Genomic DNA, 21375 nt, shown 5'->3' with positions numbered 1-21375 from the left:
AGAGGAGAGGAGGCCCTGAATGGAGGGGGCTCGGCCTGCCTCAGCTGGCCGCGATGGCGCTGAGACTCACATTCCCGACAGCTTGCACGCGGAACTTGGGGTGGATCTCGCTGTGCGAGAGTACGGTCAGGGTGGGCAAGAATCGCTCCATCAGAGGTTTGAGGTGAGGCCGCACCACGGGGTCGCACAGCACGGCCGGTGTGCGGCCCTGCATGGCGGCTTCCTGGTATGCCTGAGACAGGCGCTCCACGATCAGTGCGCGAATTTGTGGATTGATGGCCATGACCTGTCCTGCCGGGCCTTGAACGATGGCATCCTTCATGGATTGCTCCGTGCGCTGGTCGAGCGTGATGACGTACAGGTTTCCATTCTCGTCGGCCAGTGACGCGCAGATCTGGCGCGCCATGGTCGCTCGGACCAGTTCGGATAGAAGCAGGGGATCCTTGACGGTCTTCGAGAAATCCGACAGTTTTTCGAGGATCGTGGCCAGGTCGCGGATGCTGACCCTCTCTTTCAGCAGGGATTGCAGAACACGTTGGACCTCGCCGAGTTCAAGCTTGTCCGGTACCAGTTCTTTGACGGTGGTGGGAGCCTTGTCACGCACCTTGTTGAGCATGATCTGGACTTCTTCACGGCTGAGAATTTCCGACGCGTGCGCGCGGACCACTTCATCGAGGTGCGCGATCAGCACGTTGGTCGGATCTTGCACAATGTAGCCGAGTTGGGTGGCGCGTTGCGCTTCGGCTCCTGCCACCCAGACGGCGGGTTTGCCGAAGGCCGGTTCGGTGGTCGGGAATCCGACCAGTTCCTCTGACGTATCGGTGTTGTTGTTCTGGATCGCGAGCATATAGCCAATCAGCAACTCACCTGATGCCACCACGTTGCCCTTCACGAGGACCTGGTAGGTGTTGGGACGCAGATTCAGATTGTCCTTGAACTGGATGCCGGGCATGATGAAGCCGAGTTCCATGGCGATCGTCACCCGCATCGGAACGACCCTGTCCATCAGTTCGCCGCCGAGGGTGGGATCCACCAGGGGAACCAGATCGAGCCCCAGTTCCAGGGTCAAGGGGGGCACGCCGATCATCTTCATCACGGTTTCGGGGTTTTTGAGGTCCTCGTCCGGGTCTGGTTCGTCGCCGCCATAGGCCGCGTCGCCGGGCTCTGCGGGCAAGCCATCGGCCGTGGTTTGGTTTCCAAGCAATTTGGCGCGGTAGGCCAGGAAGGCCGTGATGGCAACCGCCAGGGCGATCAGGAAAAATGGCCAGTGCGGTGGGAGGAAGAAGCCGAACAACATCAAGATGGCAGAGGCGATGCCCATGGTCTTGGCGTCCGTGAACAGCTGGGTCTTCAGGTCCATCGCCAGATTGAAGTCCGAGTTCGCGCGCGTGGCCACGAAGCCTGCCGAGAGCGAGATGAGCAGCGAGGGAATCATGGTGACCAGCCCATCGCCGACCGTCAGCAGGGTGTAGGTCTCTGCGGCGTCCGCCATCTCCATGTCCTTCATCAGGACGCCTACCAGGAATCCGCCGATGATGTTGACCACCATGATCACGATCCCCATGATCGCGTCGCCTTTGACGAACTTGTTGGCACCGTCCATCGAGCCGAAAAAGTTGGCTTCGCGCTCCACGTCACGCCGCCGTCGCTTAGCTTCGTGCAGGTCGATCATGCCTTGCGCCAGTTCGCCATCGATGGCCATCTGCTTGGCGGGCATCGCGTCCAGGGTGAAGCGTGCGGCCACTTCGGCCACCCGCTTGGAACCCTCCGTCACGACGATGAACTGCATCAGGATGAGGATCAGGAAGATCAAAATACCGACGAGGTAGTTCCCGCGGATGACGTATTCGGCAAAAGTATGAATGACATAACCCGCTTCAGCGTGTAGCAGAATACATTTCGCGGTCGCCACGTTGATACTCAGGCGCAGCAGCGTGAGGATCAGCAACAGCGAAGGGAAGGATGCGAAGTCCAGTGGGCGAATGATGTACAGCGAGACGACAACCGTGATCAGGGCCATCGCGAGGTTTGCGATGATCAGGACATCGAGCAGCCACAGTGGAATGGGCAAAATCAGGATGGCCAGCACGCACATGACGACCGCTGCCAGGGCAAGGTCGTACAAAAGATTCGAAGCGGCTGGGGACGCGCCCGGACCGGCCATGTGGAGAGGCCTTTCATCGTTGACGCGCTCAGACCAGGGCGCGCAGATTTACATAATCTCTACCCAGTTTAGCGTGGTGATACGCCGCGGCATGTGATCTGCGCACATGGGGTGACCCCGTGACGCGGTCAGGGGGGTGGATTTCCGTCCACCTGAATGGGGTGCAGGCGAGCGTGGTGGAATGGCCTACGCCGGAACGCCAAGTCGGCGCTTCAGGTTGTTTGCCACCTGGCGAGCCTGGAAAGCCGGGAGCGTCGAGCCGCTCTGCATCCGATTCAAGATGTCGTCCTGGAGTTCAGGGGACATCACGGACAGCACCATTTCCGCGAAGCCCGGATTGACCTGGCTGAGAACCCCCGCCGCCGTGGCCGGGCGTTCTTGCGACAGCAGGTCGGCCGTCATCTCAGGGTCTGTTTGCTCCAAGAAGCTGAAGGGGCCATCTTCTCCCATCTGGGGAACCTGGCCGGTCATCTCACCTTGGCTGAAGGCACCCAGGGCATTCGGGTCGAAGTTGGCGGGCATGCCCGTGTCACCCAGCGAGTCCACCAGCACATCCGTGGTGTCCTCCTTGCGGTTCGAGAGGCGCACGATGGCCAGAATCAGCAAGAGCACCAGGAAGCCGGCGGCCACGCCGATGATCCAGCTCAAGGGGATGCCCCCCTCTTTCTTCTTGATGCTGTTGGGTTGTTTGGCCTGCTCTTGCTGTTCCAGCAGCTGCTTCAACATATCGGTCTGCGAAGAGTCGAAAGCGACCGGTTGCACGACGATCTGGTCCCCGCGGCCCGCCACGTCGGCACCCGAGGTGGCGGCGACAATCTGGACCATCGCGGGAATCCTCTCGGCCGGCAGCCCCTGGATCAGAGCGGTGACCGACAGGCGCTTGATGGTGCCGACTTCTTCCTCCGTCAACGTGTCATTCATGCTGTAGGTCCCGTGCTGGGTGGATTCGGCCGTTCGCTCGTAGCTATTGCCGCTCGGCGTGCCAATCGTTTCCAGCGGATAACCAGGGACCTTGGGCGTGTTTGCAGCCAAGCCGGGCAGCCCACCGCCGGCGGCGCCTCCGTTGGTGCGTTCGCTGACGCGTTGCATCTGACTGGGGGCCGCGCGTCCTGAACCATCGGCAGGTGGCGCGAAAAGCCTGGTTTTGGTTCGCTTTTGCGTGAAATCGAGGTCTGCGGCCACGCGCACCACGCTCTTGCCGGGCCCGAAAATCTTGTCGAGCAGGCTTTGAACCTTGTTCTCAACGGCCGTTTCTCGTTCGCGGGTGAGCATGAGTTGGCGATCGAGGGCCTTGGCGAGCACCCGGTCCTCGACGTCGCCGGCGTTCTCGGTCATGCCGTCTGACATCAGCGTTCCGGTGTCTGAAACAACTGTCACATTGTTGGTTTTGAGGCCTGGGACGGAGCTGGCCACGAGGTGCTGGATGCCCTCTACCTGTTGTTTGCTGAGCCGCTTGGCGGGATCTTGCTTGATCATCACCGACGCGGTGGTGGGCTTCCGTTGCTCCGTGAAAAGCTGGTCATCCGGCATGTTCACGATGACCGAAGCGCCCTGAACCCCGTCGATCTTTCGGATGATGCGGCTAAGTTCTCCGTTCAGTGCCCGGTTGAAGGCCACTTTCTTCTCAAAATCGGTGGCGACCAGCGAGGAAAGTTTTTCGCCAAAGATCTGGGAAAAGCCCAGATCGCCTTCCTTGGGGATTCCCTCACTGGCCAGCTTGACCCGGGCGTCGTCTGCCCGGTCTGCCGGAACTTCCAGCGCCGTGCCGTTGCGCGAGATGCGAAACGGAATCTGGGAGGCCTGCAAGGTTTTGCCGGCTTCCCCCGCAGTTTTGGGTTCCATGTTGGTGAACAGGACGGTGTAACCCGGGGCTGGGCCCGCGAGCGCGTCATTGGTACCCGAGGCACCCCCGCGAGGCATGAAGGCCACCCCGGCCAAGACCAGAACCAAGAGAACCAGGCCCCCGATCAAGGCCTTGGCTGGTGCCGGAAGTTCCGCAAAGAAGTTCACCGCTGGTCTCCGCTATCCCCATCGAAGCGCCAGGCGGGCGATTCTATTCGCCTACACCTGGGTCTGTAGAAGTTGGTTGAGGCTGGTGGCGCTCTTGGACACCACCGCCGAGGTGACTTGCATCATCACGTCCGCCTTGGCCACCTGAATCATCATCGTGTGAATGTCCACCGGTTTTCCGGTCGCAAAATCCAGGGTGAGCGACTCGGCTTTGGCCTTCTCCGCTTCCACGGATTGCAGCGCATCCTGCAGGACCTGCCCAAAGGTGGGGCCATCGGTGACGCCCAGGCCTTCCGCCGCATCGAGCGGCATGCCGTCGGCCATCACAGGGGCACTCTGCCGAACCCGATTGAGTGGTGCCGTGAATTCCCGTTCAAACAGCTTGAAGGGGTCTGTCGGTGTGCCGGAAGAAATGCCTTGAATCATCTCGAGGGTGTTCCTGACTGGGGCGAGGTGGCCGAAGCTGACGCGCTTACTTACCGATTTCGATGGCCTTGCTCATCATATTCTTGGCCGCGCTGGAGACCGAAATGTTGGCCTCGTAGGTGCGCGACGCCGTGATCATGTCGACCATCTCGGTGACCACGTTGACATTGGGCATCGACACGAAGCCCTGCGCATCGGCATGAGGGTGCCCCGGATTGTAGACGCGCGGGAAGGGTGAGGGGTCCTTGGCCACGCCCGTGGCTTCGACCCCCATCGGAAGTTGGGTCCCGCCGACTTCTTGGCGCAAAATTTCGGCAAAGATGGGAATTTCCCGTCGGTAGGCTTCGCCGTTAGGGCCCTGGGTCGTGTTGGCATTGGCGAGGTTGTTGGAAATACGTTCCAACCAAAAGCGGTTGGCCGTCATGGCTGAGGCGGAGATGTCAAGGACCTGGGAGAGGGTCGACATGCGGATTCCTTATGGCGAGAGGGGCGACCCCTCGGGCGAACTCAACGGGCCTGGGCGATGGTTCTCAGTAACTGAAAGTCCTTCGCAATAACGGCACTTAGCGCGTTGAACTTGATGGCGTTGCTGGCCATCGCGCTGATTTCCTTTTCAACCGCCACCTGGTTCCCGTCGAGCCGTTGGGGGCCCTCCGAGGAAGTCGTGGTAACCGGGCGCCACGATATCAGAGGATCGTTATGTAAAGATGTGACAGGGGCACCATCTTCCGGCGTGAAACCACCTGAGCTCGAAATCGGGCGATGCGCTTCGTCCAAGGCCTGAAGCAACGTTTCTTCGAACGGAACCTCCCGTTTGACATAACCTGGCGTGGCGATGTTGGCGATGTTGTGGGCGATCGCCGCTTGTCGAGCCGCCAGGCCATCGAGCGACCGCTCCACGGCCGTCATGGACAGGGATGTCAGGTGCATGGACCCTCCCGGAGCCGTCCTGGCTCCACGTTATGTTCTTCCATGAAGCCGGAGAGAGGCGTGGGAGAACCGTGGCCTCGATCACCAACTGATGAAATCGTCGATGGATTTCTTCTTGCCCAGTTTGTGGCGCAGTTGTTCGAGGGCGCGACGGTGGATGCGACTCACCCACGATTCCGAGAGGCCCAGTTTTTGGCCAATTTCGGAGAAAGACATGTGGTGAAAATAGTAGTAACGCAACGTGGTGCGTTCCTGAATCGGCAACTGCTCGATGGCGAGGCGCAGAATCTGCTGCAACTCTTCGAGTTCCATTTCGTGCTGGACGGTGTCCGATTTGCCCAGTTGCTTCAGAAGGTTGAAGTCTTCGCCGTCGTCTCCTGAGCCCTGCGGCGCATCAAGCGAGAGGATATAGGAGTAGGTGATCTGGGTGACCTTGCTGCTCAGGGCCACCGCGTCAGACTGCAGTTCTTCATCCTCGTTGGGCACGACGTCTTCTTCGACGGGCTTCTGAGGTTTGTTCGGAATGGTCGGAAGCTTGGGCAGGTTATCGAGGATGGCGCCTTTGATGTAGTAGGTGGCAAAGGTTTCGAATTTCACGCCGCGTTCAGGGTCAAACCGGTCGGCCGCGGCCATCAGGCCCATGATGCCATCGGAGACGAGGTCCTCGATGTCGTAGTGTCGTGGCAGTTTGGTCGAGATGCGGCGGGCAATCGAGCGGACCATCGGCAGATATTTTTTGATCTGCTCATCATCGAACCCAGCATGGCCCCGTACTTTGGCGGGAGTATCCGGTTTCTGCGTCGTCACAGGCTACCCCCTTGGCGACCTGTGAGGGCCGGATCGGTGGGTTTGTTCAGTTGACGCAGCATGGCTTCGCGCAGCGGATTTCCGCCTGCACGGGCGTAGCTATCGCCAAGTTCTTGGTCCATCAGGTGCATGAACAGATTGGTATCCCCACCGCCAAAGACACTGCCCTCGTCTTCGTCCTTACCCGCCTCGCGCATCTCTCGGAACATCTGCGAAAACAAGATGCTGGCAAAATCATCGACTGCCTGCTTGAGCTGGTTTTCGCGCGCAGCCGCATCAGGTTTCTGAAAACCGGCGGCGGGTAGCGGCAGAAAGGCAGGCGAGGCGATCGGTTGCATGGGCGCTCCTTGATTCCCTTTTACCCCAAGGCGTTGGTAGACGATCCGGTTGCCGGGTCAGATAATTTCGAGGTGGGCATTCAGCGCGCCTGCGGCTTTGATGTTTTGCACGATGGAAATCATTTCGCGGGGTTTGACCCCCAGGGCGTTCAGCGCTCGGATCAACTGACCCAGCGTGGCACCGGATTCGAAGGAGAGGGTTTTGGCCGGTTGCTCCATCACGCTGATGTTGGAGTTCTGAGTCACGACCGTCCGCCCCTGGCTGAATGCCGGTGGTTGGGACACTTCCGTTTTGGTGTCGACTTTCACAATCAGACCGCCGTGCGAGATGGCCACCGGATCGATGCGCGTGTTGGCACCGAGCAGCACCGTGCCCGAGCGTTCCTCGATCACGACCTTGGCGATGTGGTCGGGACGTAGGGTCAGTTGTTCGATCCGCGCGATCAGTTCGGGAACCCTGTCTCGATACACGGAGGTGACGTAGCAGCGCACGGTGCCGGCATCGGTGGCTTGAGCCACCGCCAGGGCACTCTTGTTGATTGACTCGGCCATGCGGGCCGCCGTGGCATAGTCGGGGTTGACCAGGTTGATGTGCATGAAGCCGGTATTGTCCACGACCGTCACGGGGACTTCTCGCTCTACCAGGCCGCCGTTCGGGACCCGACCCACCACCACGTTGTTCTTGGTCGTCTGGGAGCCCGAGGCCGTCGAAACAAAACCTCCGGTGGAAATGGGACCCTGCGCCACGACGTAGGTTTTTCCGTCCGTCGCCTTCAACGGCGTCTGCAGCAGCACGCCGTTCGTGATGGCGCGCGCGTCACCCAGGCTCGCCACCGTCACGTCCACGCTTTGGCCTGGCTTCAGAAAGGCCGGTAAGGTTGCCGTGACGGTCACCAGGGCCGCGTTGCGGGTTTGCAAGGAGTTCAGCAGCTCGTTGGGCGGAATGTTGTTGAGACGCTGGATCATGTTTTCGATGGCCCGGTTGGTGATGCGGACCTGTTGGCTATCGCCCGTGCCCTGCAGGCCAACGACCAACCCCAAGCCCGCGACCTGATTCGGACGTGCCCCCTGGAAGGACGCGATGTCCTTGACCCGCACGTCCGCCCCTTGGGTCAGAATTTCTGCCCGTGCCTGAGGGGCGCCCGCGAAGCCGAGCGCGAGGTTCATACAGACAAACAGGCGGGTTGACAGGCGCATGGGCAGCGTCCCTTCTCGTGAGGATTACCAGAGCCAGTTGAACAGGCGTGTCAGCAAGCCCGGCGTCGCCTTGGCCGTGGCGGGGCCGGAACCCTTCACGTCCACGCTGGCATCGGCGATGCGGCTGGAGTCGATTCGATTGTCCGGGGAGATGTCCATGGGGCGCACGATGCCGCGAATGACGATGTCGGTCTCCTCGTCATTGACCCGCAGGTGCTTCAATCCCACGATGCGCAGGGTACCGTTGGCCAGCACCTCCTCGATGCGTGCGGTGACATCCATTTGAAGGCGCCCGTTGCGGCTGGTGAGTCCCTCTCCCTGGAAATCATCCCGGCCGCGGATGTCCGTGGCATTTTTGATCAAGCCCGGAATCAGGCCTCCGAAGTCGAAGTCGGTGCGGACCCGTCCGTCCTTGCGACGGTTTGTGAGCGCGCTTGACTCTGCGATGGTTCGCTCGGTCACCACGATGGTGATCAGGTTGCCCACGCCCAGGAACGGTCGCGAGAAGCTGGTCAGGTTTTCATTGGGCCCCTCGGTGAAGAGCGAATCAGCCAATGCCGGAGCAGGCTGCGCGAGCAGCCACACACAGGTCAACGCAACAGAGACGATGGGCGTGGGTTTCATGGTTCCTCCAGGCGGACTTCCACCTTACCGGGGGCCGTCACGCGGGCCACGAACTCGTGCTTGGTATCCGGATGGACGATCTTCACCAGATTTCCGCTCCCTCCCGCTGAACGGGCGATGCCGCGCGACAGGATACTCAGCCCGCCGCTTTGCACCACTACCGTCACCTCGTCTCCCGCTTTGACGAGCGGGGCCTGGCGGAACATGCCCGAGGTCAGGACCGTGCCGGGCAAGATGTCTCGGGTGGTCTCGTTTCCGACCACCTGGCTCCAACTGGTCAACGCGGGCTGAGCCATGTGCGCGACCGGTTGACGGACCAGCTCGAAATCGCTTGATTGCGGCACGCTGCCACGCGGAATGCGATTGACAGTCACCAGCACGTCCTGGGTGATCTGGACGTCGAGGCGCGGAAAGATCGTGCGATACTTCTGGCCATTCACCAGCACCTGAACGGGGAGATTGCGGGCGCCTCCGAGGCGGGTGACCGGGCCGAGTTGGAGGGAGACCCGACCAGGGGGTAAGGCCGTGACCAGGCTGTCCAGGGCCATGTCCTTCCACGCCACGTCGACGTCCCGTCGCGGAATCTGCAGGCGAGCACAGGCTTCGTTGCGCACCAGATCGAGCACGTCCTGTTCTCGTAACCCAGGCAGCGCCCAGGCCGCCTGAGGCACGAGAAACACCAAGGAAAAGAGCACGGCGCGGAACATAGTGTGGCACCAGCGTAGCCAGATGCAGGGGATGGGTCGGTGAGGGGCGTTACGGTTCCTGTGGAACCTTGGAACGCGCACGCCAACGAAAAACTCGGCTGAACAGAGCATCGGCACGGGCGTGCACCAGCTTGAACAGCCGAGCGAAGGAAAGCCTTGGATATCGAAGCCTTACCGTGAGAGCTGGTTGGCGGTATCCATCATCTTGTCCGAGACCTGAATGGCTTTGGAGGCAGTGTCATACGACTTCTGCGTCGCGATCATGGTGACCATCTCGGTCACGATGTCGACGTTGGAGGTTTCCAGCATGCCCTGTTTGACCAGGCCACGACCTTCCAGCGCGGGGCGGCCCACGGTGGGCTCGCCTGAGGCAGGGGTCTGTTTGAGCAAGTTGTTCCCCACAGCCGCCAGACCGGCGGGGTTCGGGAATCGCGCGATTTGCAACACGCCGACTTCTTCTTGTTGCGCGCTCAGAGGGCGACGCACCAGGACAAGCCCGTCCTCCCGAATGTGAATGTCGGTCGCGTCCGCCGGAATCTGAATTTCCGGCGACAGCACCAGGCCCGTGGAGGTGACCATGCGGCGGTTGGCGTCCAGTTTGAAGGAGCCATCCCGGGTGAAAGCCAGAGTGCCGTCCCGCTCCTGCACCACGAAGAAGTCATTGACCAGGCCGATCGCATTGCTGGAGTTGTCGATGGCGAGGTGCAGAGGGTTGTTGGTGACCTGGAAGGATCCATGCGAGTACAGTTTGGTCGAGGCAATCGGGCGGACACCGCGACCCACCTGGTAACCCGCATATTCCAACCCGGGCTGATTCAGGGTTTGATAGACCAGGTCTTGAAAGTCCACCATCGACTTCTTGAAGCCGGTGGTGTTCACGTTCGCCAGGTTATTGGCGATGGTGTCGATGCGCATCTGCTGCGCTTGCATACCCGTCGCGGCTGTCCAGATGCCGTGAATCATGAAGGTTCTCCTAGGCGAGAATTGGGTGTTGAGGGGTGACCGAAGCTGGACATCACTGGATGCGAGCGAGATCGTTGACGGTTTTGTTCAACAGGTTGTCCTGAATCGTGATGGCCTTCTGGTCGAAACCGAAAGCCCGGTTCAGCGTGATGAGATTCACCATTTCACTCACCACGTTGACGTTGGAATTCTCCAGGTATCCCTGTTCCAAGGAGTAACCCGCCTGTAGCGCGGGGGCCGTGGCGGTGCTCACAGGGAAGCGAGGCCCTGCGGCCTGTTCGTTACCGACCACCTTGATCCGCCCGACCTCATTCGTTCCGGACATCAACACGCCGTCCTGGCGGATCCGTAAGGTGTCCGAGGCGATCGCCGCGAGCCGGATCGGCTGGTTATCCGCGCCGAGGACCCGGGCGCCATCCTGCGTGGCGAGAAAGCCTTCCGCATCGAGTCGAAAGTCTCCATTGCGAGTCACCTTGACCGTGCCGTTGGCGTCGAGCGTCTGGAAGTATCCGTCGCCACTCAGGGCGAGGTGCAACGGATTGTTGGTGCGCACCAGGGCCCCCTGGCTCTCCCAACGGGCGCGGCCAGCCTCTTGGAGTCCGACTCCGACCCGGTTCTGGCTCGTCGGGGAAGTGAAAGCCGTCACCAGGTCACCGAACGTCTCGGACACCAGCTGGGTCCGCTTGTAGCCGGGAGTATTCACGTTGGCCAGATTGGCCGACACTTCCGAGAGTTGCTGCAACTGGAAGTTCATTCCGGACGCGGCGGTGTAAATTCCTTTGAGCATGGCGGGGCAACCTCAAGGCGTGCGAGGGTTTCAGGGACGCTTTCCGCGTCCAGCTTTACCAGGGGGGGGAGCATCGTCCAGGCCGAAAATGAATCCGAGGACCTCATCCACGGCATTGACCAGTTCGTGCGGAATCGGGCCATCGGCTTCCACGCCGCGTGGCACCCGTCCTTCCGTGGGGCCGGCCGCAGCCGGGACCACAAAGTGGAATTCACCGGGCGGGCTGTTCGGATCCAGTCGGATGGGAAAGGCGCTGCCTTGAGAAACAGGGGTTTCCGCCGGGAGCGGAGGCACCGCTCTCAAGGCCGGACTACCGGGGCGCGATTTGCTGCGTGGACGGCGGCGCCGGTCATCCGGCGGCAGGTCAGGGGGCGACATCGGTCAAAGCACTCCCTGAACGCGCGACAGGCGCTTGAGGTCGCGCCGCTGCGGCAACAAGGTGCAGATGCTACGCAGTGGTCCATTGGTCTGACAGGCCAGGATGTCGACCTGATAGCGACGCTCCGTCAAACGTTGGCGCAGCGCTACCAGACGGGGATCGATGCGTTTTTTGACGGCCGTATCGGGGGCGTCAAACCGCACGGACAGGTGCCCGCGGACCGTACTCAGGTCCACCACCACGCGGCCCATCGTGAGGGTATCGACCGCCAAGGTGATCTTGGTGAACGAACTGGTGTGCTCCGTCCCTCCCCCCTCTTCGGTGATCAGGATCTCCGCGGGAAGGGGCTGCTGTTGGCGCCAGATGAAGAAGGGCAGATACAGCACCTGGTTCTGCTGTTGGGAGAGCAGCTCGTGTGCCTCCAAGAGGTCCCCCAGGCGGTTCAGCTCCTGGCGGGTTTCCGTTGACAGGGTGTGGGACTCCAGCCGTTCACGTTCCTCCGAGATGCCGTGAAGGATGCGCTGGAACTCTGTCAATTGCTTCATCAGGGGCTTGTCCAGGTGGCCCAGTTGCCAGAGACCGTTCAGCTTTTGTCCCAGGGCGGACAGCTGCGGGTGATTTTCGGACTTGATCGCCATCGTGAGGCGGGCGAGCAGATGTGGAAGTGGGCCTCCGGCCAGAAGTTGGGTCATGGCCTGGATGTTCGGATTCGTCACGGGTAACTGGCGGGCCATCAGAAGCACGATCGCTTCCAGCTTGCTGGGATCGCCCTGACCGTGCAAGCTGAATGTCTGCGCCACCTCGTTGAGTTTCTCGACGTTCAACCCGAGCCCGTAGCGGAGCAATTGCTGGGCCACTCGCAAGTTCGAGAGCGTTGGCGACACCCCCATCGCAGCCAAACGCGCCATGATCGAGGCATCGGTGTGGAAGCCGAAATAGCGCGGAGAGGGCTTGAGCGCGCGTGCGCGCTGGAGGTCGTCGCCAGGCCCCCCTGTGCGCTCGGTCCCGCCAGCACCGCCCGGCCCGGCCAGCCCTGCACCAAGCGGTTGAGCCGGGACACGGCCTCCCGCGACGCCCGAGCCAGGAATGGACGAGTTGCCTGGTATTTCAGGCATGGGGGACCTCAACGCGCGCCCGACATTCAGTCTGTACCCCAGCGCATCACCGCAAAAACGGTCGCAGACAAGGGATGGGACCTATCTGGAGGAGGGATCGACGCCTTCCGAAGAGGACCCCCCACGGCCTGCGTCGACATGCATTATGTAGCGAAGGCCGGAGGCTTGACTATGATCAGGCTCACGGGGGCGACGGACAGGCCAACCGCTCGGGTGTGTCCTGGACGCGCCTCTGGTCGGGTTACCAGAACTTCCAGAAAGGTTTTCTCGTAGCCGGAGCGGCGTGGAGGTCCTTCAACTCGGCCTTCAGAGATTCCACCTGCTCCAGGTCCGAGGCCGCAGAGGGCAGGTCTTCCAACAGGTCGAGCTCGTCCAGGAAATACTCCGGGTCTTCGACCGCTTGGCTGTCCTCTGCGTCCGCGGGCGGTTCAGCGGACGACGCCCCCAGCAGCCTCACGATCGACTCACAAGAGCGGTCCACGTCGCGCAGGGACTTCACCATGCGCAGGAAGTCGACGCCTTTGGGACTCAGCTTCTCACTCCCCTGGGCGTCGAAATGACGCTCACAATTGAAGGTGGAGAGCCATTCTCGCAGCGTTGATTCACTGACGCCGAGGCCCATGGCAGCCTCGTGCAAGGTGTAACAAGGGGTATCGTGTAGCGCGGTGGGCGTGTAAGTCATCAGCATCGACGTCGGGTGAGTGGTGGGGGCCGCTTGTCCTGAACATCGGCGCAAACACGCCTGCTCTGAAATGGAAAGGTGTTATGTCTACTGGGTTTGCGGTGATTCCGTGCCAAGCGTAAGGGATGCTTGCCCGCGTTGAAACCACCGCGCACGAAGGTGTGCGAGGTGTGTCCTGCCGTCGGGCGTGACGATCGCCACGGGGCGGCCCTCTTCCGCTTGATTTCGTTTGATCAGGGCCAAAGCCCGCCCAGGGGAGGGCCCGACGGGTGGCGTCAGGCTTGTAATCACACCGATCGCAACGGGGGCGGCGGGGTCGGACAGAATCTGGATCTCCGCCCCCAGGTGGACCGCATCCGTCTCGAAATCGAGCCCCATCAAGCATCGCTGGACCTTGTCATAGGTGTTTAAGCGGGCGATCACTTCCTGTCCCAGGTAGCAACCCTTGTCCAGGGAAATGGCCGCCGTGAGTCCCCATTCCCACGGGTTGGTGCGTGCGTCTCGGTCGCGACGGGCCGCCGGGAGTCCCCAGGCAATCCGCCAGTCCTCCCATTCCTGGTGCGTCCATACCTCAAATCCGTCCTGTCGGAGCGGCTCCAGCCAGGTGGTCGGGTCACTTTCCGGAAGCATCAAAATGGCTTCGTTCATCAGGCCCGGTACCACAAAGGCCTGACCTATCCGGCTCAGCGGCGTCTTCTTGCCATCTTCCGATGGAGCGCGATAGGCCGCTGGGGCTAGCAACAAGCAGACGGGGTGCCGCGCCGTGACGCGCTCCACGGTCACATCCTCTGTGATGATGTAGCGGTCGAACCAGGCGATCAGCGCATCCTGGTCCCCTGCCTCAAGGGTGACCCAGACCCAATCACGGTCCACGAGCAGGCCGACCCATGCGAGCAGCAGGCCCTTGTGATCCACCACGGCCGCCTCACAGCGGCTACCGGGGGAGCGCCCTTTGACCGCTGCGGTGGTCATGTTGTGCAGGAAGGTGAGCCGGTCAGCTCCGCTCACCTTCACCAGCGCGTAGGGGGCGTCCGTGACGACGGCGCGGCAGGCGTGTGGGTGATCAGTCGAACGGGGATGGGTCATCGGATGAGCCTCTTGATCTGCGTGAGACGCTTCATGATAGCGTGGTGCGTGTCGGTCTCCCGGAACGATGAGAAAGCTCCCGGGGCGGCAGGCCGGGAGCATGACGCCGAATGAAGCACATTTACCTCGACCATCACGCCACCTCACCGCTCGATCCGGCGGTTCTCGAGGCCATGATGCCCTTTTTGACTGACCGGTTCGGGAATGCGGGCAGCCGCTCGCACGCGATGGGATGGGAAGCGGAGGACGCCGTCGAGACCGCCCGGGGGGCACTGGCTCGCGCGATCCACGCGTCGGACCGGGAGATCGTCTGGACCTCCGGCGCCACCGAGTCGATCAATCTGGCCCTGCTGGGAGCCGCCGAGGCGCTGGCCGGGGAAGGCCGCCACATCCTCACTTGCGTCACGGAACATCCGGCGACCTTGGCTCCGTTGCGCCACCTCGCCGATCGCGGTTGGCGTGTCACCTACCTGCCGGTCGATCCCACCGGGCTGGTGGACCCCCAGTATCTGGAAAATGCATTGACCACGCAGACCGTGTTGATCACCCTGTTGCAAGGAAATCACGAGATCGGTACCTTGCAGCCCATCAGCGAGATCGGTCGCATCGCCAAGCGGCACGGCATCCTGTTTCACGTGGATGCGGCGCAGGCATTCGGCAAGGTCGCACTGGATGTTCACGAGATGGGCATTGACCTGATGTCGATGTCCGCGCACAAGGTGTATGGCCCCAAGGGCGTCGGCGCGCTGTTCGTTCGGCGCCGTGAGCCTCGCGTGCAGCTTGTGCCTCAGATTCACGGAGGCGGCCAGGAGCGAGGGGTGCGTTCTGGCACGTTGAATGTGCCGGGCATTGTCGGTTTCGGCAAGGCCGCTGAACTCGCCGCCACCTTGATGCCGACCGAGGCGGCCCGCGTCGCGCAATTGCGCGATCGTTTTTTCCGGATGCTCGCGGAGGCTTTGCCGAGCATTCACATGGTCGGGCATCCCCAACTGCGTTTGCCTGGCCACGCGATGGTGCGCTTCGATGGCATCCGCGCCGATGACTTGCTGTTGAATCTGCGTGGCTTGGCCGCCTCTTCGGGGGCGACGTGCAGTTCTGCCGCCCAGGTGCCGTCTCACGTGCTGCGTGCCTTGGGCTTGAATGACGCGCAGGCTGCCGCGTGTGTGCGCTTCGGGTTGGGACGTTACACCTCCGAAACGGAGGTCGAGGAGGCCGTCAATCGGATCATTGAGGTGGTGCGGGCTTTGCGTGCCGTTTCGCCACTCTGGGACCTGCTGCGGGCTCAGCGTCCGTGATTCGCGGGCGTGGGCTTGGCCGCGCCCGAAAGACACGCTAAACTGGAAGAGCGCCGGTCGGCCGTTCGCGCCCGACTTCGCCCCCAACTGATTGGTAGCCCGATGACGTGCGCCTTGTTTCACCCTGCCTTCTCCAATGGTCGGCACCCGCATTACGGTCTGTGAGGACCGGGCGGATGGTTGCCCTGGCCTCCAGGCCGTTTTGAGACGAGGAACACCGCGATGGTTACCACGCCACCAGACAAGCTCGTGCCGCTCGACGCTGAGCCGCCGATCATCCATAAGCGCCCGCCGGCTGGTCCGGAAGCGTTTGCTCATCGGAATTTGCGCCAGGGGGAATTCTGGCGCGCCATTCCCGCCTACAAGGACATTGATGAGGCCACCTTTCTGGACCACATCTGGCAGGGGAAGAATTCCATCACCACCGTCGAAAAGCTGATCGAGACCATCCAGGGGCTGGTCTCGCCGGAGTTTGTCGAAGACGCGCGGGCAGGCTTCGCCCGAGCCCCGATGGCGGTGCGGGTCTCGCCGTATATGATGGCCGGGATTGATTGGACCGATCCGTACAATGACCCGATCCGCACCCAGTTCCTGCCACTCGGTTCGCGCCTGCGACCCGACCATCCCATGCTCACGCTCGACTCCCTGCACGAGCAAGGCGATGCCCCTGTGCCTGGGTTGACGCACCGGTATCCGGACAAGGCTCTGTTTCTGGCTCTGGATGTCTGTCCGGTGTACTGTCGCTTCTGCACACGCTCCTACGCGGTGGGTGGTGATACCGAGGAGGTTGAGAAGGTTTCTCTGAACGCCAGCCCCAAGCGCTGGCAGCGGGTCTTTCAGTACATCGCTGAGCGTCCCGAATTGGAGGACATCGTCATTTCCGGTGGTGACATGTACCAGCTGGCCGCGCCCCACCTCAAAACCATCGGGGAAACCCTGCTCAACATTCCCCACATCCGGCGCATGCGGTTTGCCACCAAGGGACCGGCGGTGATGCCGATGAAGATCCTGACGGATACGGCCTGGTTCGACGCCCTGTCTCACGTCGTCGAACTGGGACGAAAGATGGGCAAAGAGGTGGTGCTGCACACCCATTACAACCATCCCAACGAGATCACGTGGATCACCGAGCGAGCCATGGCGCGCTGTTTTGAGCGGGGCATCTTCGTCCGAAATCAGTCGGTCCTGCAACGTGGCGTGAATGATGACCCGGAAACCATGCGGCTGCTGGTCAAACGCCTCGGGTTCATCAACGTCCATGCGTATTACGTCTACTTGCATGACCTGGTCAAAGGGGTGGAAGACCTGCGCACGACCCTGCAAACCGCGCTGGACATCGAGAAGTACGTGCGTGGCACCACGGCGGGGTTCAACACCCCCACCTTCGTGTGTGATGCTCCCGGCGGGGGCGGCAAGCGGGACGTGCATAGCTATGAGTACTATGACCGTGAAAATGGCATCTCAGTCTTCACGGCGCCCAGCGTCAAGCCTGGCCAGCATTTTATCTATTTCGACCCGATCGACCGCCTTGGGCCGGTGGCGCAGGCGCGCTGGCGTGATAAGACGATCTACGATGATATGGTCCGCGAAGCCGTCAGGAAGGCTCAAGAGCTCCTTTAAGGATTCAGGGCGGCCCCGAGCGACGAGGGGCTGCACCCTCACACCACTTCGCGGCGCCCCTCCAGGGCCTTCACCAGCGTCATCTCATCGGCATACTCCAGGTCGCCCCCCATCGGCAAGCCAAAGGCGATGCGCGTGACGCGCAGACCGGCCGGCTTCAACAGCCGACTCAGGTAAAGGCTGGTCGCTTCCCCTTCGACGGAGGGGTTCAGGGCCAGAATGACCTCTTGCACGGTGTGCGCTTCCTCGCTCTGGGTCTGGAGCCGGGCCAGCAATTCCTTGACCTTCAGTTGCTCGGGGCCCACCCCGTCAAGGGGCGACATCAGCCCGCCAAGCACATGGTAGAGCCCTTTGAATTCCCGGGTTCGCTCCAGAGCCACCAGATCACGCGGTTCTGCGATCACGCAGACGACCCGGCGATCGCGGTTCGGATGCAGGCAGATTTCACACGGGTCGTCGGCGCTCAAATTCTGGCAGGTCGAGCAGAAACGCACCTGGCGTTTGGCGTCCAGCAACGTTTGCGCGAGCGTTTCGATGGCCGCCTCCGGTTGCTTGATCAGATGGAAGGCCAGCCGTTGAGATGACTTCGACCCGATGCCCGGTAGTTTTTCCAGCTCTTCGATCAGCCGGGCGAGTGGCCTGGTATACAGCATAAAGACTCCAAGAGGAGGCCACGGGCCTCCTCGAGTTGCGTGGTGTGAAGGCGGTGATCAGAACTTCAGGCCAGGGATGTTCAGCCCCCCCGTCACGGCCCCCATCTGACTCTGCGTCAGCAATTCAATTTTCGCCTTGGCATCCTTGAAAGCTGCGAGAATCAGGTCCTCCAAGGTTTCGACATCATCCGGGTCGACCGCTTCGGGCTTGATCGTGATGCCGGTGACCTCTTGGGAGCCAGACATCACAATCGTGACGGCCCCGCCGCCGGCCGTTCCTTCGACCGTTTGACTGCTCAGGTCTTCCTGCATCTTTTGCATGGCTTCTTGCATCTTCTGGGCCTGCTTCATGAGCTTGCCCATATCCATGCCGCCAAAACCACCGGGACCGCGCACTGTCTTCTTCGCCTCACTGCCTGGCTTGCCCGGGTGGGCAAACGCTGGGGGAACGACGGTTCGCCTCCGAAGAGCCGTCTCCAAGACCAACTTGGATGGGTCATTATAGCATCGCCTCCGATGCCCGAGTCGTTCGGCAGTGCTACAATGACGCGTTCTTCGGGGCATTCGATGGAACCGCTGGGCTGGTTCGCTCGTCTCTGAAGGAGGAGGCCTTCGGGATGATGGATGCGACGGCGCATCGTCACTTGCTGCAAGCGGCGCGGGGCGGGGACCGCCTGGCGTTCGAGCAACTCGTCTCTCCTCACCTGGCGCGCCTGTATCGGTTGGCCCATCATCTGGTTGGCAACCCGGATGACGCGGCGGATATCCTGCAGGACAGCATGGTCAAGGCTTTTCGGGCGTTCGCCGACTATCGCGAAGAGGCGGAACTGGGAACGTGGCTGGGGCGGATTGTGCGCAACACCATGCTGGACGATGTCAAGCGAGCGTATCGTCGACACGAAGAAGCGACGGAGCAACTGCCCGAACGGCCGGTTCATCTGACCGAGCCGGGGGCTGAGCGGGCGGAACTGCAGCAACTCCTGCAGGGCTTCATCGCAGAACTCTCGGACAAGTTGCGCGAGCCTCTGGTTCTGTATGACCTCGAAGGCTACTCCTACGAGGAGATCGCGGCGATCCTGGACGTGCAGCTCGGGACGGTCAAATCCCGCCTGAATCGGGCGCGACTGGCGCTGAAGGATCGTATTCTGGCTGCACCGGAGGTGTTCGACGGTTACCTGGACCTGCAGACGACGGCCATCTCCGAGGGTCTGGGAGGGATGCCCCGATGATGCGTTGCCAGGACGTGCGAGACCGGCTGACGGACTATTTTGACGGAGCGCTGGCGCCCGAGGGGGCGGCTGCGATGCGGTCGCATCTCCTGGATTGTGCCGCTTGCCGCCGCGATGCAGCGGCCTTTCGGGTCGTACGTGATTGTCTCGGTCGGATGCCGGCGCCGGTGATGCCCGAGGACCTTCCCGTCAGGATCTCTGAGCGTCTGGCCAGCCTGAAGGTCCGGAGGACGCCTGCCTGGGACATGGGCTGTGAGGAAGCTCAGGACAGCTTCACCGCCTCGCTCGAAGGGGCGTTGGAACGCGAAGATCTCGCGGCCTGGCAGGCACATCTGTCAGGCTGTTCGGATTGCCGGCGCGCCTTCGCGGCCTATCAGGGCGGTTTGGGCTTGCTGCGTCGCGTACCGGCCCCTCCCCTCCCGACGGCGCTTGAGGCGATCGCCTTTTCTCGCTTGCGTCAAGAAGCCTCGGATGTTTCCGCTGTGCGACCTCGTTCCGGGACCGCCTCGCCGAGGGCCTGGCTCAGGCCACCTCGGGCCCTGGCCTGGATTCAGGCGCGCTCCGCGCTGTTCGGCGCTGCGGCTGCGATGGCGGCCTTGTTCGTGTGGAACTGGCTGCCAGGCGTCGGGCTGCCCCGCCTGGAGACGGCGGTGGTGCCGGTGCGGCAGGATGTGGCGGTACACATCGGGTTCGAGACGGATGAGCCTGTCGATGGCGTCGTGTTTCAGGTGGACCTACCGGAGGGCCTGCAGTTTGTCGATGAGCGCGCTCAGCCGATGCTGGCGCAGTCCGTGAGTTGGCGTGGCGCGCTGGCGAAGGGCAAGACGGTGGTCCCCATCGTGGTACGCGGCATCCGTCCCGGGCGTTATGCCATCGAGGCGGTGGCGCGGAAAGGTCCCCTGATGCGGCGAACGACGATCGTGCTGCCCGTGGAGGGTTGAGAGGTGCTTGGCGTTTGGCTTCGCGGGGTAACTTGCTTGCTGTGGCTCGTGGCAGTGTGGCCCTCTGACGCGCTGGCGGCTGCCTCACCCACGCCCTCGCCGCTTGCCATCCGGGCGGTGACGGTGGAGGTTCTGCCCCTGCAGGTTGGGCCGGGCCTATCGCTGCCGGCGCCCCCCGCTCAGCGGATCGAGTCGCCTCCTCACGGTCGGACCTTTCGGGCTGTGCCCGTGCGGGGCCACGCCCGCTCCACGCCGGCGCCTGACTCCTCTTGGCGGGAGGAGCGGCCATGATTCCGATTGAGATGGAAGCGCACGTGCAGCACGAGATCGCGCTGCCCTGTTCACCGGAGGTTGCGTTCCGTTATTTTGCCGACAATGACGACCTGTTGCGCGATTTCCTGGGGCGCGATCGGGTGGAGCGCCTGACGTGTGGGGCTTATCGCGTGAGTTTGGCGCCACACGGGGCGCTGGGTTTCAGTCTGAGTCCCCGATTCGATGTCGCCTTTCAGAATCATCCGCCGGATCGCATCGCGATGCACTCACAAGAGGCGGTCCTGCTGGATGCCTCGCATCACGGCTCTCAATTCGACGCCGGGTTCACGGGTGAGGCCCAGTTCCTGCCAGCTTCGCAGGGCTGCGTGGTGGCCTGCCAGGCTTCGATGCGAGTCTCCCTCGGCATCCCCGCGTGGGCCGCGCTGCTCATACCGCCGCAGGCGTTGCAGCGCGCGGGCAGTGGCATCATGAAAACAGCCATGCACGCGCTCGCGGGCCGCCTGGGCCCGCTGCTGCGACGTGGTCTGGCTTCATCCCGGGCCTAGCAAAAACGCCGGCCGCAAGGCCGGCGTTCGTGGCATACCGATTCAGTGGTCTGACGACTGCAAGTCAGGCGCAATCAATTCCAGGCTGACCTGGCGCGACGACTTGAGCCCCGCTGCCTTGACAATCGTCCGGACCGCGTTGATGGTGCGGCCTTTACGGCCGATCATGCGCGGTACGTCGTCTTCATCGACCGTCACCGTGAGGGTCGTGCGAACGCCGTCTTCCGCGACCTCGATGCCAACGGCTTCGGGTTTGGAGGCGATCGCCTTCAGCAGCACTTCTGCCACGTTTTGCACGGGGTCCATCACAGGTTGAACCCGTTATTTCTTCGCAGCAGCAGGGACGACGTCCGCTTTGCGCAGCAAGGAAAGTGCGGTTTCCGTGGGCTGTGCGCCGTTACTCAACCACTTCTTGGCCTTTTCGGCGTCGATGCGCAGTTCCACAGGATTGGCCTGCGGATCATAGAAGCCGATTTCTTCAATCACGGCCCCGTCACGGCGGGTGCGGCTGTCTTGGACGACGACGCGGTACTTGGGGCGCTTGGTCGCGCCAATCCGCTTGAGACGGATTTTTACCATTTGACTTGCTCCTGTCAATCAATCA

25 protein-coding genes are annotated in these 21375 nt (G+C 62.1%); 5 read left to right on the top strand and 20 right to left on the bottom strand.

Annotation, left to right across the window (positions count from 1 at the left end; genetic code table 11):
• Positions 1–40 precede the first annotated feature (40 nt).
• From VKP62_07945 to VKP62_07870, 16 genes are all read right to left on the bottom strand, one after another.
• Positions 41–2164 carry a flagellar biosynthesis protein FlhA gene (locus VKP62_07945; protein MEB3197122.1) on the bottom strand — a complete coding sequence of 708 codons (2124 nt, stop codon included), beginning with the start codon at positions 2162–2164 and terminating at the stop codon, positions 41–43.
• 186 nt (positions 2165–2350) lie between these two features.
• Positions 2351–4174, bottom strand: coding sequence for a flagellar basal-body MS-ring/collar protein FliF (gene fliF, locus VKP62_07940; protein MEB3197121.1), 1824 nt, complete (start codon positions 4172–4174; stop codon positions 2351–2353).
• A 51-nt stretch (positions 4175–4225) separates the two neighbouring features.
• Positions 4226–4600 carry a flagellar hook-basal body complex protein FliE gene (locus VKP62_07935; GenBank protein ID MEB3197120.1) on the bottom strand — a complete coding sequence of 125 codons (375 nt, stop codon included), beginning with the start codon at positions 4598–4600 and terminating at the stop codon, positions 4226–4228.
• A 46-nt stretch (positions 4601–4646) separates the two neighbouring features.
• Entirely contained in the window at positions 4647–5066 is a 420-nt protein-coding gene (flgC, locus tag VKP62_07930) for a flagellar basal body rod protein FlgC (protein MEB3197119.1), read from the bottom strand.
• A 41-nt stretch (positions 5067–5107) separates the two neighbouring features.
• A complete protein-coding gene (gene flgB, locus VKP62_07925; GenBank protein ID MEB3197118.1) occupies positions 5108–5530 on the bottom strand; it encodes a flagellar basal body rod protein FlgB in 423 nt (140 codons plus the stop codon).
• An 81-nt stretch (positions 5531–5611) separates the two neighbouring features.
• Entirely contained in the window at positions 5612–6337 is a 726-nt protein-coding gene (locus VKP62_07920) for a sigma-70 family RNA polymerase sigma factor (GenBank protein MEB3197117.1), read from the bottom strand.
• A complete protein-coding gene (locus tag VKP62_07915) occupies positions 6334–6675 on the bottom strand; it encodes a rod-binding protein (protein ID MEB3197116.1) in 342 nt (113 codons plus the stop codon). Before VKP62_07915 ends, VKP62_07920 begins: the two co-directional genes overlap by 4 nt.
• Before the next feature lie 57 nt (positions 6676–6732).
• A complete protein-coding gene (locus VKP62_07910; GenBank protein ID MEB3197115.1) occupies positions 6733–7872 on the bottom strand; it encodes a flagellar basal body P-ring protein FlgI in 1140 nt (379 codons plus the stop codon).
• Positions 7873–7896: 24 nt separating this feature from the next.
• Complete coding sequence (locus VKP62_07905) at positions 7897–8496, bottom strand: flagellar basal body L-ring protein FlgH (GenBank protein MEB3197114.1); 600 nt, start codon at positions 8494–8496, stop codon at positions 7897–7899.
• On the bottom strand, positions 8493–9191 hold the full coding sequence (flgA, locus tag VKP62_07900) for a flagellar basal body P-ring formation chaperone FlgA (protein ID MEB3197113.1): 699 nt from the start codon (positions 9189–9191) through the stop codon (positions 8493–8495). The genes VKP62_07905 and flgA overlap by 4 nt, the downstream gene beginning before the upstream one ends.
• Before the next feature lie 183 nt (positions 9192–9374).
• Positions 9375–10166, bottom strand: a complete 792-nt coding sequence (flgG, locus tag VKP62_07895) for a flagellar basal-body rod protein FlgG (GenBank protein ID MEB3197112.1) — start codon at positions 10164–10166, stop codon at positions 9375–9377.
• A 52-nt stretch (positions 10167–10218) separates the two neighbouring features.
• A complete protein-coding gene (locus VKP62_07890; protein MEB3197111.1) occupies positions 10219–10953 on the bottom strand; it encodes a flagellar hook-basal body protein in 735 nt (244 codons plus the stop codon).
• A 30-nt stretch (positions 10954–10983) separates the two neighbouring features.
• Positions 10984–11331 (bottom strand): hypothetical protein, encoded by a 348-nt coding sequence (locus tag VKP62_07885; protein MEB3197110.1) that lies wholly within the window; start codon positions 11329–11331, stop codon positions 10984–10986.
• 3 nt (positions 11332–11334) lie between these two features.
• Positions 11335–12447 (bottom strand): hypothetical protein, encoded by a 1113-nt coding sequence (locus VKP62_07880; protein ID MEB3197109.1) that lies wholly within the window; start codon positions 12445–12447, stop codon positions 11335–11337.
• Positions 12448–12688: 241 nt separating this feature from the next.
• Positions 12689–13183: a MerR family transcriptional regulator gene (locus tag VKP62_07875; protein ID MEB3197108.1), complete on the bottom strand. Its 495-nt coding sequence runs from the start codon at positions 13181–13183 to the stop codon at positions 12689–12691.
• A gap of 33 nt (positions 13184–13216) precedes the next feature.
• Positions 13217–14215, bottom strand: coding sequence for a hypothetical protein (locus tag VKP62_07870; protein ID MEB3197107.1), 999 nt, complete (start codon positions 14213–14215; stop codon positions 13217–13219).
• A gap of 110 nt (positions 14216–14325) precedes the next feature.
• Between VKP62_07870 and VKP62_07865 the strand changes: the two genes are divergently transcribed.
• Complete coding sequence (locus VKP62_07865; GenBank protein MEB3197106.1) at positions 14326–15510, top strand: cysteine desulfurase family protein; 1185 nt, start codon at positions 14326–14328, stop codon at positions 15508–15510.
• 222 nt (positions 15511–15732) lie between these two features.
• Positions 15733–17130 (top strand): KamA family radical SAM protein, encoded by a 1398-nt coding sequence (locus VKP62_07860; GenBank protein MEB3197105.1) that lies wholly within the window; start codon positions 15733–15735, stop codon positions 17128–17130.
• 38 nt (positions 17131–17168) lie between these two features.
• On the opposite strand, the gene recR is transcribed toward VKP62_07860, so the two are convergent.
• On the bottom strand, positions 17169–17783 hold the full coding sequence (gene recR / locus VKP62_07855; GenBank protein ID MEB3197104.1) for a recombination mediator RecR: 615 nt from the start codon (positions 17781–17783) through the stop codon (positions 17169–17171).
• A 57-nt stretch (positions 17784–17840) separates the two neighbouring features.
• The gene (locus VKP62_07850) at positions 17841–18152 is read right to left on the bottom strand and encodes a YbaB/EbfC family nucleoid-associated protein (GenBank protein ID MEB3197103.1); all 312 of its coding nucleotides are present in this window, start codon (positions 18150–18152) and stop codon (positions 17841–17843) included.
• Positions 18153–18274: 122 nt separating this feature from the next.
• Here VKP62_07850 and VKP62_07845 point away from each other — a divergent pair, with 122 nt between their 5' ends.
• From VKP62_07845 to VKP62_07835, 3 genes are all read left to right on the top strand, one after another.
• The gene (locus tag VKP62_07845) at positions 18275–19012 is read left to right on the top strand and encodes a sigma-70 family RNA polymerase sigma factor (protein ID MEB3197102.1); all 738 of its coding nucleotides are present in this window, start codon (positions 18275–18277) and stop codon (positions 19010–19012) included.
• Positions 19009–19953, top strand: a complete 945-nt coding sequence (locus tag VKP62_07840) for a zf-HC2 domain-containing protein (protein ID MEB3197101.1) — start codon at positions 19009–19011, stop codon at positions 19951–19953. The genes VKP62_07845 and VKP62_07840 overlap by 4 nt, the downstream gene beginning before the upstream one ends.
• A gap of 287 nt (positions 19954–20240) precedes the next feature.
• Positions 20241–20771 (top strand): DUF1997 domain-containing protein, encoded by a 531-nt coding sequence (locus tag VKP62_07835; GenBank protein ID MEB3197100.1) that lies wholly within the window; start codon positions 20241–20243, stop codon positions 20769–20771.
• 42 nt (positions 20772–20813) lie between these two features.
• On the opposite strand, the gene VKP62_07830 is transcribed toward VKP62_07835, so the two are convergent.
• Together VKP62_07830 and rpsP are read right to left on the bottom strand one after the other, a co-directional pair.
• Entirely contained in the window at positions 20814–21068 is a 255-nt protein-coding gene (locus tag VKP62_07830) for a KH domain-containing protein (protein ID MEB3197099.1), read from the bottom strand.
• A gap of 24 nt (positions 21069–21092) precedes the next feature.
• Positions 21093–21350, bottom strand: a complete 258-nt coding sequence (gene rpsP, locus VKP62_07825; protein ID MEB3197098.1) for a 30S ribosomal protein S16 — start codon at positions 21348–21350, stop codon at positions 21093–21095.
• Between the last annotated feature and the right edge of the window lie 25 nt (positions 21351–21375).

The sequence above is a fragment of the Candidatus Sericytochromatia bacterium genome (genome assembly GCA_035285325.1).
In the GTDB taxonomy this organism is placed as follows: Bacteria; Cyanobacteriota; Sericytochromatia; order S15B-MN24; family JAQBPE01; genus JAYKJB01.
This window is presented reverse-complemented; position numbering and strand designations above follow the sequence as displayed.

Excerpts from the sequence above, each read along its gene's own strand:
- flgG (MEB3197112.1), bottom strand. The coding sequence starts at position 10,166 with ATGATTCACGGCATCTGGACAGCCGCGACGGGTATGCAAGCGCAGCAG.
- VKP62_07870 (MEB3197107.1), bottom strand. The coding sequence starts at position 14,215 with ATGACCCATCCCCGTTCGACTGATCACCCACACGCCTGCCGCGCCGTC.
- VKP62_07945 (MEB3197122.1), bottom strand. The coding sequence starts at position 2,164 with ATGGCCGGTCCGGGCGCGTCCCCAGCCGCTTCGAATCTTTTGTACGAC.
- VKP62_07865 (MEB3197106.1), top strand. The coding sequence starts at position 14,326 with ATGAAGCACATTTACCTCGACCATCACGCCACCTCACCGCTCGATCCG.
- VKP62_07860 (MEB3197105.1), top strand. The coding sequence starts at position 15,733 with ATGGTTACCACGCCACCAGACAAGCTCGTGCCGCTCGACGCTGAGCCG.
- flgC (MEB3197119.1), bottom strand. The coding sequence starts at position 5,066 with ATGTCGACCCTCTCCCAGGTCCTTGACATCTCCGCCTCAGCCATGACG.
- recR (MEB3197104.1), bottom strand. The coding sequence starts at position 17,783 with ATGCTGTATACCAGGCCACTCGCCCGGCTGATCGAAGAGCTGGAAAAA.
- VKP62_07880 (MEB3197109.1), bottom strand. The coding sequence starts at position 12,447 with ATGCCTGAAATACCAGGCAACTCGTCCATTCCTGGCTCGGGCGTCGCG.
- rpsP (MEB3197098.1), bottom strand. The coding sequence starts at position 21,350 with ATGGTAAAAATCCGTCTCAAGCGGATTGGCGCGACCAAGCGCCCCAAG.
- VKP62_07885 (MEB3197110.1), bottom strand. The coding sequence starts at position 11,331 with ATGTCGCCCCCTGACCTGCCGCCGGATGACCGGCGCCGCCGTCCACGC.
- VKP62_07915 (MEB3197116.1), bottom strand. The coding sequence starts at position 6,675 with ATGCAACCGATCGCCTCGCCTGCCTTTCTGCCGCTACCCGCCGCCGGT.
- VKP62_07890 (MEB3197111.1), bottom strand. The coding sequence starts at position 10,953 with ATGCTCAAAGGAATTTACACCGCCGCGTCCGGAATGAACTTCCAGTTG.
- VKP62_07850 (MEB3197103.1), bottom strand. The coding sequence starts at position 18,152 with ATGGATATGGGCAAGCTCATGAAGCAGGCCCAGAAGATGCAAGAAGCC.
- VKP62_07910 (MEB3197115.1), bottom strand. The coding sequence starts at position 7,872 with ATGCGCCTGTCAACCCGCCTGTTTGTCTGTATGAACCTCGCGCTCGGC.
- VKP62_07840 (MEB3197101.1), top strand. The coding sequence starts at position 19,009 with ATGATGCGTTGCCAGGACGTGCGAGACCGGCTGACGGACTATTTTGAC.
- VKP62_07935 (MEB3197120.1), bottom strand. The coding sequence starts at position 4,600 with ATGATTCAAGGCATTTCTTCCGGCACACCGACAGACCCCTTCAAGCTG.
- VKP62_07835 (MEB3197100.1), top strand. The coding sequence starts at position 20,241 with ATGATTCCGATTGAGATGGAAGCGCACGTGCAGCACGAGATCGCGCTG.
- VKP62_07845 (MEB3197102.1), top strand. The coding sequence starts at position 18,275 with ATGGGTCATTATAGCATCGCCTCCGATGCCCGAGTCGTTCGGCAGTGC.
- VKP62_07905 (MEB3197114.1), bottom strand. The coding sequence starts at position 8,496 with ATGAAACCCACGCCCATCGTCTCTGTTGCGTTGACCTGTGTGTGGCTG.
- flgB (MEB3197118.1), bottom strand. The coding sequence starts at position 5,530 with ATGCACCTGACATCCCTGTCCATGACGGCCGTGGAGCGGTCGCTCGAT.